Origin of the sequence: Silvibacterium sp. (genome assembly GCF_047605705.1) — a bacterium.
Lineage (GTDB): Bacteria > Acidobacteriota > Terriglobia > Terriglobales > Acidobacteriaceae > Silvibacterium.
In genome coordinates, this window is sequence record NZ_JASGFD010000080.1 from 1 (window position 1) to 13,994 (window position 13,994).

At 62.7% G+C, this 13,994-nt stretch carries 10 protein-coding genes; 4 read left to right on the plus strand and 6 right to left on the minus strand.

Features of this window, described 5'->3' with window-relative positions:
- The 3 genes from nrfD to QM649_RS19045 form a co-directional block, all read right to left on the minus strand.
- The coding region (gene nrfD, locus QM649_RS19035; RefSeq protein ID WP_415200660.1) for an NrfD/PsrC family molybdoenzyme membrane anchor subunit at nt 1-939 on the minus strand (939 nt) is incomplete at its 3' end.
- Between the two features lie 6 nt (nt 940-945).
- Nucleotides 946-4,065: a TAT-variant-translocated molybdopterin oxidoreductase gene (locus QM649_RS19040; protein ID WP_415200661.1), complete on the minus strand. Its 3,120-nt coding sequence runs from the start codon at nt 4,063-4,065 to the stop codon at nt 946-948.
- Nucleotides 4,062-4,961, minus strand: a complete 900-nt coding sequence (locus QM649_RS19045; RefSeq protein WP_415200662.1) for a cytochrome c3 family protein — start codon at nt 4,959-4,961, stop codon at nt 4,062-4,064. The genes QM649_RS19040 and QM649_RS19045 overlap by 4 nt, the downstream gene beginning before the upstream one ends.
- Nucleotides 4,962-5,367: 406 nt before the next feature.
- Between QM649_RS19045 and QM649_RS19050 the strand changes: the two genes are divergently transcribed.
- On the plus strand, nt 5,368-6,057 hold the full coding sequence (locus QM649_RS19050; RefSeq protein WP_415200663.1) for a DNA-3-methyladenine glycosylase family protein: 690 nt from the start codon (nt 5,368-5,370) through the stop codon (nt 6,055-6,057).
- Nucleotides 6,058-6,186: 129 nt separating this feature from the next.
- On the opposite strand, the gene QM649_RS19055 is transcribed toward QM649_RS19050, so the two are convergent.
- On the minus strand, nt 6,187-8,070 hold the full coding sequence (locus QM649_RS19055; RefSeq protein ID WP_415200664.1) for a family 43 glycosylhydrolase: 1,884 nt from the start codon (nt 8,068-8,070) through the stop codon (nt 6,187-6,189).
- Nucleotides 8,071-8,244: 174 nt separating this feature from the next.
- Between QM649_RS19055 and QM649_RS19060 the strand changes: the two genes are divergently transcribed.
- On the plus strand, nt 8,245-10,740 hold the full coding sequence (locus tag QM649_RS19060; protein WP_415200665.1) for a DUF3536 domain-containing protein: 2,496 nt from the start codon (nt 8,245-8,247) through the stop codon (nt 10,738-10,740).
- Nucleotides 10,741-10,800: 60 nt separating this feature from the next.
- Here QM649_RS19060 and QM649_RS19065 read toward each other — a convergent pair whose 3' ends face one another.
- Nucleotides 10,801-11,166: a hypothetical protein gene (locus QM649_RS19065; RefSeq protein ID WP_415200666.1), complete on the minus strand. Its 366-nt coding sequence runs from the start codon at nt 11,164-11,166 to the stop codon at nt 10,801-10,803.
- Nucleotides 11,167-11,352: 186 nt separating this feature from the next.
- Here QM649_RS19065 and QM649_RS19070 point away from each other — a divergent pair, with 186 nt between their 5' ends.
- Nucleotides 11,353-12,045, plus strand: coding sequence for an MBL fold metallo-hydrolase (locus QM649_RS19070; RefSeq protein WP_415200667.1), 693 nt, complete (start codon nt 11,353-11,355; stop codon nt 12,043-12,045).
- 277 nt (nt 12,046-12,322) lie between these two features.
- Here QM649_RS19070 and QM649_RS19075 read toward each other — a convergent pair whose 3' ends face one another.
- Entirely contained in the window at nt 12,323-13,399 is a 1,077-nt protein-coding gene (locus QM649_RS19075; protein WP_415200668.1) for a Rieske 2Fe-2S domain-containing protein, read from the minus strand.
- A 247-nt stretch (nt 13,400-13,646) separates the two neighbouring features.
- On the opposite strand from QM649_RS19075, the gene QM649_RS19080 reads away from it, so the two are divergent.
- On the plus strand, nt 13,647-13,994 hold a 348-nt coding region (locus QM649_RS19080), incomplete at its 3' end, for an ArnT family glycosyltransferase (protein ID WP_415200669.1).

Sequence of the window (13,994 nt, forward strand, 5' to 3'; positions counted from 1 at the left end):
CGCCATGTTGTCCATGTGGCGCAGCGTGATCAGGTCTTCCAGGTGATAGAACTTGCGGATGGGCACGGCCAGCGTGATGACCATGGCGAAGCCCGAGTACACGGCACCCGCGACGAAGTAGGGCGGGAAGATGGTCGTGTGCCAGCCCGGCAGCAGCGCCACGGCGAAGTCGAAGCTGATGACCGTATGTACCGAGAGCACCAGCGGCGTTGCAAGGCCCGCGAGCAGCAGCGAGGCCGTCTCATAGCGCACCCAGTGGCGGACCGATCCGCGCCAACCGAGGGCGACAAGGCCGTACACATACTGGCCGAACTTCGACTTCGAGCGATCACGCAGCGTGCCGAGATCCGGCACCATGCCGATGTACCAGAAGACGACGGAGATGGTCGCGTAGGTCGAGACTGCGAAAACGTCCCACAACAGCGGTGAGCGGAACTGCGGCCACACATTCATCGTGTTGGGATAGGGGAAGAGCCAGTAGCCCAGCCACGGGCGGCCGACGTGAATCAGCGGGAACATGCCGGCGCAGACCACGGCGAAGATGGTCATCGCTTCCGCAAAACGGTTGATGGAGTTGCGCCATCCCTGCTTGAAGAGCAGCAGAATCGCCGAGATCAGTGTGCCCGCGTGGCCAATGCCGATCCACCAGACAAAGTTGATGATGGCGAAGCCCCAGGCGATGGGAACCGTGATGGCCCAGATGCCGACGCCGGTAAAGAACAGGTAGGTGACGGCGGTAAGCAGAATGCCCACCACGCCGCCGGCCAGCACGAAGCCCGCGATCCAGCCGAGAGGCGTGTGCGGCGTGAGCACGATGTTCGAGATCTTCTCGGTGACCGACTTAAACGTGTGCCCGGGGGCCACCGTGACGAATTCGCCGGTGATCGGGTCGAGCATCGGGTCGTTTATCGGATTAGGAATCGGCTCTTTGGTCGCCATAGCCCTTTACCCTTCGCTCGATTCGCCGGTGAACTCGCCGCGCGCCGCGGCCAGCTCTGGGTTGATGTTGAGTACCTCGGCCACGTAGGTGGTGCGAGGCCGCGTGTTGATATCGGCGAGCACGCCGTAGGTGCGCAGGTTCTTCTTGAGCTTCGTTACGCGGCTGGTGCCGTCGTTGATGTTCCCGAAGACAATGGCGTCCGTGGGGCAGGCCTGCTGGCAGGCTGTCACCACTTCCCCGTCGCGGATATCGCGATTCTCCTTGTCGGCATCGATCTTGGCCGCATTGATGCGCTGCACGCAGTAGCTGCATTTCTCCATCACGCCGCGGCTGCGCACCGTCACATCCGGATTGCGCCCCAGCTTGAGGCTCTCAGTCTCGTAATCGGAGAAGAGCAGGAAGTTGAAGCGGCGCACCTTGTAGGGGCAGTTGTTCGAGCAGTAGCGCGTGCCCACGCAGCGGTTGTAGACCATCGTGTTGAGGCCTTCGGGCGTGTGCACCGTTGCACCGACCGGGCAAACCTGTTCGCAGGGCGCGTTCTCGCAGTGATGGCAGGTCATCGGCTGCAGGTGTGCGCGCGGCGCGGAGAGATCGCCTTCGAAATATGTATCGATGCGGATCCACTGCATGATGCGTCCCATCGTGACCTGGTGCTTGCCAACGACCGCGTTGTTGTTCTCGGCGTAGCAGCTCACCACGCAGGCATTGCAGCCCACGCAGGAGTTCATGTCGATCGACATGCCCCAGGCATTCTTGTCGTAGCGATAGGCCGGGAACATGCTGGTCGTGGGCTCGGGCGTCTCGTGGCCTTCGCCCTCGTGCGCGAAGCCGGGATGCGCCTTGTACTCCTCGAGCGTGGCGTAGCGGATGATGCCGCGATCGAGCGCCTCATTGCCTTCGATGGAATGAGTCCCGCTACCGTCGCCACCGACCGCGACCGAACGCTGGTCGATGTAGTGGCTCTTGGTGACGGCAAGCCCCCACTCGTCGCCGGTTTTACGAACCTTGGAGACAGGCGTGATGAGCGGCGCATCCGACGTACGAACCTGATACGCGCTGAAGCCGATGCCGCCTGCAACGCGGCCCACCTTGCGGCCCTGTCCGAGGTGCAGCGTGATCTGACCGTCGGCGTGGCCGGGAACGGCAAGCACGGGCGCCAGCACCTTGTACGAACCCACGGTGATCTCGAGCACATCATGCTCGGCCGCGCCGATCTTCTCGAGCGTCGCATAGCTCACCAGTGCGGCGTTATCCCAGGAGAGATTCGTCACCGGCCGCGGAATCTCCTGCAGCCAGCCCACATTGGCGAAACGGCCATCGTAGACGCCATAGTCGGGACGGAAGACCACCTCGAGCGTGTCCGCCGAAGCCTGCGCAGCCGGGGCCGGGATTGAGGCCTTGCCGCTGCCGCTTTTCGGTGCGTATGCCGTGTTCGCGATGAAGCCATCGTGCAGCAGCTTGCGCCATCCGAAATCCGCGTCGCCGGGCTTGCCCGCGGCCTGCGCAGACCAGTTGGCGCGTACCGCCTCGTAGGCCGAGGTGTCAGGATCGTCGAGCAGCGACTGGATCACTTCGTGCGCGGAGTGGCCACCGTAGAGCGGGTCGATGAGTGGCTGCACAATCGAAGCCGTGCCGTCGTAAGCACGCGCATCGGACCACGCCTCGAGATAGTGCGTGCCGTTGATATGCCAGTCGGTCACGAGGCCCGTTTCGTCACGATGCAGGCCGAGATGCACGCTGGTCTTTACCTTGCCGAGCGCATCTTCGAACGCGAGATCGGCGGGAGCGGAGTAGACCGGGTTGGCGTTGAGGATCACCAGCCAGTCAACCTTGCCCGCATTCATGTCGGCGACCAGCGCCTTCAGGTCATCGCCCTGGATGGCGGGCAGCGGATTCACCGTTTCGGTGTAGATGACCGTCTTGCCGACATTGCCGAGCGCGTCATTGATGGCAATCGCCGCGAGGTGTACGCTCGCCGGCTGCTGCTCACCGGGGATGACAACACACTTGCCGGCGTTTGCCTTCAGATCTTTGCTTACGAAGTTAAGGAATTTCTGCGCGTCATCGGACCACGTGTATCCCGAGGGCGCGGAGCCTGCACCGAGAGCGGCGGCCAGTGTCGCTGCGAAGGCCGCGATATCGCTCGCGCGCAGCGCCTGGCGATGATCGGCCTTGAGGCCGGTGGTCGTCGTCACGCTTTCGACCACATAGAGACGATTCATGCCATCGTCAGACTTTTCGAGCTTGCGGCGATTCGCCCAATCCTTCGAGAGGCGATGGAAGCCGGGATGCGTGGCGCCGGAGAGAAAATCCGCGTCGAGCGAGAGAATCACATCCGCCGCATCGAGCTTGTACTGCGCGTCGGCGTAATCGCCGAAAGCGGCCTTCGACGCGGCATACGCCGAATCGCGATTCACCGGGTCATACTGCACCAGCTTCGCTTGCGGATACGCGGCCTGCGCCTTCTTCCACTGCGCAGCCAGCGTGGGCGAAGTGATGGTGCTGGTGAGGAAGTAAAGTCCCGCTCCGCCTGCGGCTTTTTTCTCAGCTGCAGTTGCTCGGAAGGCTGCCAGGAATGAGGCCCATTCGCGCGTTTCGTCACGGTAAAAGACCTTCTGCGAGCGGTCCGGATCGTAGAGATCGAGCAGCGTACCCTGCGTCAGAGGATCGGAGCCGCCCCTGCTGTAGGGATGCTCCGGGTTGCCGTCGATCTTCACCGGGCGATAAGCATCGCTCTTGACTAAAAGCGGAACGGCACCCGTAGGAAAGGGGAAGGCCGTCGCGAAGTACACAGGCCTGCCGAGGATCAGATCCTCAGGCGCCTTCACGTAGGGATAGATCGGCTCGTCTGGCTGCTTGGTGCAACCGGCAAGGCCGGCGAGCGCCATCGATGCGCCCATCAGCTTGAGGAAGCCGCGCCTCGAGACCGGATCGATCCACTCCGAGCTATGCTGCGGGAACTCCTCGGCAACGGCCGCTTCAAACTCCGGAGTGCCCGCGAGCTCGTCGATCGAGCGCCAGTAACGCTTGCCCTTCTGCCCGGCAAGCCTCTGCCGCACCTCGGACAAAGTCAGCTTCTTCGCGCCGCCTTCCACAATGTTTTTCTCCGTCACGCGTTCGTTCATCTGTGGCATACCTCGCAGCTCGAGAGTTCGCGTGGAGAGCGGATGTTGTAGTGCTCGACGAGGAAGCTGCCGAGAGCCTCCTGGCTGGTGAACTTTGTGTAATGCAGGCTCGCAGCGGGCAGCATGGTTGCGGGCGCATCGCTGCTTTGTGAAGCAGCCTGCATCGACATGGGATTCTGCGCGAAGAGCGCAGGCGAGAGCTTCAACGATGCCAGCTGGGGATTGCCTCCGCCGGTCGTCGGCTCGCTTGTCGTGCAGGTGACGGACTGCGCAGTCGGCGTGCCGCCCTTTGCATCGGCAGCCGCGCACCATACGGGCTTCAGCTCCGATGCGCCGGTCCACGCCATGTTGTAGATCTCGCTTGTGGGCCGGATGTTCTTCCCGGGATTGCGATGGCAGTTGAGGCACCACTCCATTTGCAGCGTGTTCTGCTGGTACATGATCGGCATCTCGTCGACGCGGCCATGACAGCTGGAACAGCCCATGCCCTTGTTCACGTGGATCTCGTGGTTGAAGTACACGTAGTCGGGCAGGTCATGCACCTTGGTCCACGGGATCGACTGGCCTGTGGCCCAGCTCTGCCGCACCGGCTCCAGCAGATCGGCGTTGGTCCAGATCTGCGCATGGCAGTTCATGCAGGTGCGCGTGGGAGGAATGCCTGCGTAACTCGATTTCTCCACCGAGACGTGGCAGTACTGGCACTGCAGACCAAGGCCCTGTACATGATGCTTGTGGCTGAACGGCACAGGTTGATCGGCACGCTGGCCCTGCCGCGTCACCCATGGGGAACGCTGCAACTGGTCGAGCGTGACCCCGAGGGCGATGATGATGAAACCCGTGAGAACCAGACTCATGCGTGCCAGCGCGTTTGAGCTGCGGTCGAAGATCTGCGCCATGAATTGCTTCCCTGCTTCCTCGAACTCCTATGAAAGTCTCGAGTACCAGAAGCCTTGCCACGCCTGTAGCGACATCCGCATACAGAGCGTTCTTCGGCACCCCAGCTGCGTACTTCGTTCGCAGCCTGTAACGCACCGCTCAAAAATGAAGCAACACTATGCAGGCAAATTCGGTAAATCCGCAAGGGCGCGAGGCCAAGAAAATGAAAAAAGTTTTCAGGTGTTCCACATACGAAATGCGACTCATCCGGTCGCAAATAGCGAATTGGACGCACAAGCTTCCAGTCGCGCGGACTCTGGCGAGCCTGCCTTTCGACGTGCTTTGTCGAGTGGGATGCGAGATTTTCTCCGTACGTCTTTACCAAGTGGTATCGGGGGAAAACGCACGCGCGATACCCTGATTCCTATGAACGACGGACGCCGCGCACCACGTTATGACGTTGCCCAGGCCTGCCGCGAACTGGCGGAGGCCGATCCGAAACTCGGCGAGCTGATCGCGCGCGTCGGCCCTTTCACGGTGAAGCTTAAGAGCCAGCATTCGCCCTTCGAAGCACTGGTGGAAGCGATCGTCTACCAGCAGTTACACGGCAAAGCCGCGGCTGCCATCCTGAAGCGGCTTATCACCTACTTCGGCGAGTATCACCCCACGCCGGAGCAGGTGCTGGTTGCACCGGACGAAGCACTGCGCGGATGCGGGCTCTCTGCGGCGAAGCTGCTTGCAATCCGTGACCTGGCGACGAAAACCCTCAATGGCACAGTGCCCACGCTGACGCAGATCCGCAGGCTTTCCGATGAAGAGATCCTCGAACGGCTCACCTCGGTACGAGGCATCGGACCATGGACGGTCGAGATGCTGCTGATCTTCCGCCTCGGGCGGCCGGATATCTTTCCTGTTACCGACTACGGTGTGCGCAAGGGGTTCGCGCTTACCTTCAGGCGCCTGCCGAAACGCAAGCCCTTCGATGCGTCCATGCTGGCGAAGCCCGCGGAGATGCTGCGCCGCGCGGAGCGCTGGCGTCCCTGGCGTTCGGTGGCGAGCTGGTACATGTGGCGGGCATGTGAACTTGCCGGGTCGGCATCGCCGCCGCCGGAATAAGGGAGTGAGTCAGCGAGCCAGTAAAAAGCGGTTGGCAGTCAGTCACAAAGACGGCCAGCAGATAGAGCACTTCCTACTGGCCGCTGATCGTTCCTGTGACTAACCGCCTTCTCTGACGCGCTGACTCGCTTACTTCTTCAACCGGTACACCCGCACATAGTCGAAGTCGACCGTGTAGCCCGCAAGGTTGTCAGCGGCGATGCCGATCTGCGCGCTGGAGCCGAGCTGGTGGTCCCACGTGCCGCCCTTCGTCCAGTGGATGCCGTCGTTCGAGGAATACGCCGTGTAGCGCTCGCCCTGGTCGCCGTTGCCGCGACGCACGATGCGCAGCCATGTCCACTCGCCCACCGTGCCCACGTTCTGATGGTCATAGATGGGATAGTTCGCAGGCACCGGCCCGACCTGTTTGCCGAACTCGGTCTGCCGTGTATCGTAGTCGGGAAAGACGTCGAGCTTGATGCTGTTCTGGTCGTTGAGATAGATGAACAGCGCGCCCTGCGCGAAATTGTAACAACAGCTGTTATCAAATGGGACGCTGGTCTTCACCCTGGTCTCGACCATCCAGTCGCCGCTTGCAGGCACAGGCTCGCCGAGGATCGAGACGCCTGCAGCATCGCTGTTTTCATCGGGCCCGAGCGTCTGCACTTCGTACGCGCTGCCGGTAAGCACATAGCTGTTATTCGCGCCGGCGTGGATGAAGTGCCACTGCGAAGAGAGTGTGCTCGTGCTGAACTCATCGGAGAGCGACTTGATCTCCTCGCCCGGCTGAGCGAAGCCTTCCTCGACAGTGGGCTGATAGGCATTGTACTGCCACGGCTGCGCTGCGGGCGCAGGCTGTTTCTCAGCCGAGGCCCAGCGTCCACCGCGCACCTCGGGCCAGCCATCCACCCATACGATCGGATCGATCAGTGCGGGCCTGCGCGTCGCACCCGCAAAACCATCGAAGTAAGGCGAGGCCTGATCGACGGCGTGATAGAGCATGTAGTCCTGACCAGAATCATCGGTGAAGATCACATTGCCGCCGGGGCCGACCCAGCGATTGCCATTCGCCGCAATCGAGAAAGTACCGCCGGGCGCGAAGGTATTCAGCGAAATGCCGTCCTTGTCGAGAAACGGACCCGCGGGCGACTTCGCACGGCCCACGCGCACACTGTAGCCGCTCAGAGGGCCATCGCAGCACGTAGAGGACGAGACGAAGAAGTAGTACCAGCCATCGTGTTTGAAGTAGTTGCCGCCCTCGTAGTAGTTGTCCACCGCAATCTGCTGCTCAGAGCTCGCATCGGAGGTGAGGCCGTTTGCAGAGAGCTTGCGGACGCTGATGCCGCCGTTAAAGCTGCCGTAGTTGATCCAGCGCTGCCCGCTGTCGTCCTCAATCTCATCCGGATCGATGACCGCGCGGCCGGGCACACCGTTATACGGGTTCGCCTCGGGCGCAACGACCGGCGCACCACTGTCCGTCCAGGGACCGCCGGGGCTGGCGCTCGTTGCCACACCGATGGCGCTGCCACCGGCCACCGTGTTCGGCGCCACGTAGTACATGTAGTATCTGCCGTTGAAGTACTTCACCGCGGGCGCCCAGAACTGGTTCGTCGCGGTGCCGACCCAGGCAGGCGTCTGCGGGAAGGCGTCGCCGATGTAGGTCCAGTGAATGAGGTCGTAGGACTGGTACTGCGTGATGAGGTGGGCGTTGAGACCTCCCTGCGCATTCACATCCGACGAGTTGAGCGGATCGCCGGTGCAGTAGAGGTACCAGCTATCCTGCCCCTTCGCGTCATCCTTGCGCTGCTCGCGGATGATGGCTGGATCGGGACAGCTGACGGCAGGACCGCTGGTGGTCTCGAGCGAGAGCGGGTTGGTGTAGGTCTTCGGCCAGTTGTAATTCGGCGAGAGCGGCGCAACTGCGGACACCGAGTGTGCGGAAGTCGAAGTCTGGGCTGCGCCGGATGGCGGGAGGGCGACGCCGGCCAAGAGCGCGGAGGCGACGGTAAAGGCGAGGGAGAAGCGCACGGACATGGAGGAAACTCCGGTGGGATTTCTGATGCGGCGCACACTGTAATCGCTTGCATTCTCGAATAGCAAGCGCTTCCAATGTGAATCTTTGTTGATTCCGCAAGGCTCTCTACTCCCAAGACCCTATAGCTGAGCCGTACAAACTGGCGATAATGTCCCTGAGGAATCTCCCCGACTATGTCCGCACCCGAGCGCTATCTCTGCATCCACGGCCATTTTTACCAGCCGCCCCGCGAAAACCCCTGGCTCGAGACCGTCGAGACTCAGGATTCCGCCGCTCCGTATCACGACTGGAATGAGCGCATTACCGCCGAGTGCTATGCCCCGAACGGGGCGGCGCGCATTGTGAATCATGAGAACCGCATCGTCCGCATCCTGAACAACTACGGATGGATGAGCTTCAACTTCGGGCCCACGCTGCTCTCCTGGCTCAAGGACAGCGCACCGCGTGTGTACCGCATGATTCTCGACGCCGATCTCTACAGCCGCCGGCGTTTCTCCGGCCATGGCTCGGCGATGGCGCAGGTCTACAACCACATCATCATGCCGCTGGCCTCGCGGCGCGACAAGATCACGCAGATCCGCTGGGGCATCGCCGACTTCCAGTCGCGCTTCGCGCGCATGCCCGAGGGCATGTGGCTCTCCGAGACGGCAGTCGACTCCGAGACCCTGGATATCCTGGCCGCCGAGGGCATCCGCTTCGTGGTGCTTGCGCCTCGCCAGTGCGCGCGGGTGCGTCCGCTGCCTGCAGTTGCGGCAAAGGATGCGACAGAAGCTCCATGGCACGAAACACCCGATGCCTCGGTCGACACGACGCAGCCGTATCGCGTGAACCTGAAGGAAGGCCGCAGCATTGCGATCTTCTTCTATGACGGACCTCGCTCGCAGGCCATCGCTTTCGAAGGGCTGCTGAACGACGGCGAGAATTTCGCGCGACGCCTGCTGAGCGGCTTCAACGATCCCTCGCGGCCACAGCTGGTGCACGTGGCCACGGACGGCGAAACCTACGGACATCATCATCGCTACGGCGAGATGGCGCTGGCCTTTGCGGATCGCTGGATCACCACCGGCGAGCATGCCAAGCTGACCAACTACGGCGAGTATCTCGAGAAGTTTCCTCCGCAGTATGAGGCCGAGATCGTCGAGAACACCTCATGGAGCTGCGCGCACGGCGTCGAGCGCTGGCGCTCGAACTGCGGCTGCAACAGCGGCCATGCAGGCTGGAACCAGCTCTGGCGGCGGCCTCTGCGCGAGTCTCTCGACTGGCTGCGCGATGCGATCGCGCCACTGGTTGCGGCAAAGGCCAAGGCGCTCTTCCCCGATCTCGATCGCGCGCGCAACGCCTACATCCAGGTGGTGCTCGACCGCGAGAAGCGCGATGCCTTTCTCGCGCTCTATGCCACGCCCGGCCTGAGCGCGGAGCAACTGCGCGAGGCGCTGGAGCTGATGGAGCTTGAGCGGCACGCCATGCTCATGTACACCAGCTGCGGCTGGTTCTTCGACGAGATTTCCGGCATCGAGACGGTGCAGATCATCGCCTACGCAGGCCGTGTGCTGCAGCTGGCCGCGAAACTCTTCGGCGAGCCGGGAGCAGCGCTCGAACCCGAGTTCCTGAGCCGCCTGGGCGAGGCAAAGAGCAACGTGCCGGAGCGCAAGGATGGCGCGGCGATCTATGAAGAGTCGGTGAAGGGCATGTGCGTGGGCCTCGAGCAGGTGGCAGCGCACTACGCCATCAGCTCCATCTTCAAGGCCTACGGCGATCAGACAGATCTCTTCTCCTACACCATCCAGCGCAAGAGCTACGAGGTCGTCAGCTCGGGACGTGGACGCACCGTGATGGGCCAGGCGCAGATCAGCTCCAACCTGACCAACGAGCAGACCACGGTCTGCTTCGCCGTGATGCACTTCGGCGATCAGAACATCACCGCCGCCGTGAAGCAGTGGAACGAGGCCGAAGCACCAGCCTATGCCGACTTCGTGCAGGAGGTGCGCACGGCGGTCATCCGCGCGGACTTCCCCTCCGTCGTGCGTCTCTTTGACCGCTTCTTCCCCGGCCCCTCCTATTCGATCCAGTCCCTCTTCCGCGACGAGCAGCTGCGCATTGTGGACATGATCCTGAAGACCACGATGTCCGAGGTGGAAGACAGCCTCATCAACATCTACCGCGATCAGTCGGCACTGCTGCACTTCCTCAGCCAGAGCAAGCTGCCGCGGCCCGCGGCGCTGAGCGCGGCGGCGAACTTCGCCATTAACGCGGGCATCCGCCGGGCACTCGAAAACAAGCCGATCGATGCCATTGAGCTGCGCTCGTATCTCGGACTCGCGCGTGCGGACGGTGTCGAGCTGAACAAGCAGCTGCTGGGCTACATTGCCGACGAAAAGATGAAGGAGGCGATGGTGGAGCTGCAGGATGACGTGGATGAAGGCGCGGAAGGGACTGCCGATCTCGAAAACGCATTGCTGGTCGCGCGCACGATTTCGGAGCTGCCTTTCGAGCTGAATCTATGGAAGGCGCAGAACATCTGGTATGACATTTACCGGCGTATGGGGCAGTCGTGCAGCATCGATCCGACGGCGTGGTGCCGCCGCTTCTTTGAGCTGGGCCGCCTGATGCGCATCTCCGTAGGCGAGCTGGTGATCGAGGAGGATCTGCCTCACCTGGTACACGCGTAAGACGCGCTTAAAAATCCGGCATAAACGCAAGAGAGCCTGCCAATGCAGGCTCTTTCGCGTTTATGCCGTAAGCTGCACGCTGCCGCTGAGCAGCGCGGTCGTGGTGGCGATGTCGAGGTCGCTGTTGACAATGGAAACGGTCGTGTAGAGCTGGACTGCGATTTCGTTGATGCTCACGCCCTGGTTATACAGGTCCTGAATCTGCTGCGAGAGCGGAGGCCTGGGTGGCTCGTTGACGCTGCTGCTCGACTGCGCGGCGGCTGCAGTTGTCGAGGCAGTGCTTGCGGGAGTAGAGGTCGAGGCGCCGCGACTGCCTGCATCCGCGGACGCACTCCCGGAAGCATCCCCTGAGCTGGCGGGAGCGCTGGGCAGCGGGAGATCCGCAGCAGATGCAATGGAATACAGCGGCGTGATGGAAAGGCTCATGGGGGCACCCTCCTGGAAAAGCTCCGTTCGATCTAATGGGGCCTGCATCGCTTCTCCAAGAACATGATCGGAACGGCTCGGGGATTCGTGAGGGATGGCCTGAAATGAGACACTTTCTCTGTACTTCCCGCGGGGCTCGTGCCTTTCCGCGGACATCCTGAACGCGCTGCTGAGCGGAGTCCCTGCATGCACCCGATTGTTCCCGGCATTGTGCGCATCTCGCGCCTGGGTCCTTTGATGAACTGCTATCTGGTTGCCGAAGAAGACGGCATCACGGTTGTGGACACGCTGTTCTCCGGGGTGGTTCCGGAGATTCTTGCGGCGGCGCAGTCGCTGGGCAAGCCGGTCCGGCGGATCCTGCTGACGCACGCGCATGGCGACCACGTCGGCGGACTCGACAAGCTGGCGCAGAGCCTGCAGGGCGCGGATGTCGCCATCGGGCGGCGCGAATCGCGCATCATGGGACGGCGCAGCTTTGCACTCGACCCGGACGAGCCGCAGACGAAGATCAAGGGCATGTATCCGCGTGTGGCTACCAGCCCGGTGACGCTGCTCGACGAAGGCGACTTCTACGGCTCGCTCGAGGTGATCGCAACGCCGGGACACACACCCGGACACATGTCCTACCTGCACCGGCCGACGGGCATGCTCTTCGCCGGCGACGCGGTCGTCGCCGTGCCGAAGCTGCGCGCGACCTACGATTGTCCCTGGTATTTTCCCTTCGGCAACTTCGCAACCTGGCACCGGCCGACGACGCTCGCCTCCATGCGCAAGCTGGCCTCACTCGAGCTCGACGGCGTGCTGCCGGGCCACGGCGCTCCGGTACTCGAAGACGTGCCGGGCGCGTTCCAGAGAGCCTTCGCTCGGATCAAGGCTTAAGTTTCTCCACGATTGTCATTCCGACCGAAGCGAGACAGCTTTTCGTCTCGCGCAGTGGAGAGTCTGCTGTTTCGCTAGCGGAACGTACGCTGTTTCTACCCCACTCAAGCCGTAACAACGCGGCTTGAGTGGGCCACCGTCGAATTTTCCCGTCCGAAGAAAACTACAGGCTCGCGACCGATGGGAGCGCCGCACCGAAGATCCAAAGCCCGTGACGGCCAGTCACCGCGACCAGCGGGAGCGCGTGCCGAAGGCGAAAGGCCTGGACGGCCAGTCCCTAGCTGCGCCAGCGCAGCGTGACTGGGCCGCTCATGGGATGGCGCTCGGGCTGGCCGTCGAGCCTTGCCTGTTTGAGCGCGAAATACCACTTCGCGGGGCGGTCGGCGTCGTCGATCAGCATCAGCGATGGATCCCAGCGCAGGCCCTCGGCCTGCTGCACCATGGTGATCCGATCCTGCTCGACGAAGCGCTTGCCGAAGAACTTCGCGATGGGCAGCACCAGGGGAACGCTGTAGAAGACGTTCCACGCCGCATAGACATCGATGCGGCAGGCGTTGGCGGTTGTCGGCGTCACGGTGGTGAGGCTCGAGAACCACTTCGGCCCGCAGCGGATCGTCTCATAGCGGCGGTTGGGCAACACAAAGTCGATAGTCGTTGTGATGGGCTCGCCGTAAACACCCAGCAGCTTGTAGGGCGCGCTGTTGCCCGAGGGCGCGTGCGCCGCCATACGGAAGCCCTGCGGGATGGGCTCGAAGTGCTTTTCCTTTTCATGGATGGACGCCGCGCGGCGCCACCACCAGCTCTGGTGCACGAAGGGTCCGTGCGCCGGGTCCATCAGGCCGATGATGCCGTGGTCCACGTTGCAGGGAAGGTCGGCGGTGAGCCAGGCGCTGCGGAAGCGCTCGCCGAACTTGGGCAGCTCCGGTACCGGCACGATCTCCGCCCCGGCACGCAGACGGCCCGATCCCGGCTCGGGCACGTAAACCCACGCATAGCCGTCGCGCTCCTCGCAGGGAAAGGCCCCGGCGTAGATCTTGTTCGGGTCGAGCGTGTCCTTTGAGGTGAGCGACGGGATCGCTGTGCACTGGCCAGAGCAGGGCTCGAAGGCCCAGCCGTGGTACTTGCAGGTGACGTTCTTGCCGTCGAACCAGCCGTCGGAGAGCGGGATGCCGCGGTGCGGGCAGGCGTCGCGCATGGCGAAGAGCTTTCCGTCCTCGCGCCGTCCAAGCACCATGGGAATGCCCATGAGCATGGCTTTCTGCATCTTCTTGCCCCGCAGCAGGCCGCTGCGCATCGCGGGATACCAGTCGTTATAGATCAGCGTCGTCGCCGGAATGGAAGGAAGAGTCACCATGTTCGAGGCTTGCACTCCTTTATTTTCTCGCAAGTCGCGGCCCGGAGGCGTGAGGGCGGTCACAGCCTGTAGCCGCGAGACATGCCTGGCGCTTCCGCAGGCATCGCAGCACGAGCAGCGACCGGCCCGGCACATGCTTCTCTATAATCGGGCCATGCCGCCGGAAGGGGAAAACATCCCACTCAGGCATGCCGGGAATTATGCGCCGCTCGCTGCGCAGAGCACGTCCCCGAGAGGATAGGTCTCGATGAACAGTCTGCGAACGGCCAAGCGCTTTGTCTTTCCCCTGCTCGGCCTCTGGATTCTGCTCTACGCTTCATTCTCGCTGTTGAAGCCGCCGTTGCTCGATGGGCCCGACTCGCTGCAGGCCGAGGCCGCGAGAGAGATGTCCGTCACCGGCGACTGGATTACGCCGCACCTGGACGGCGTGCGCTCCTTCGCCGTCGCCCCGTTGCCCACGTGGCTCATCGCCGCCAGCTTCCGCCTCTTCGGCGTCACCGACTGGGCTGCGCGCCTGCCGATGGCCTTTGCCGCGCTGGGACTCTTCCTGCTGGCGCTCGCTCTGGCCTCGCGCATGTGCCTTACGCCGGTGGCG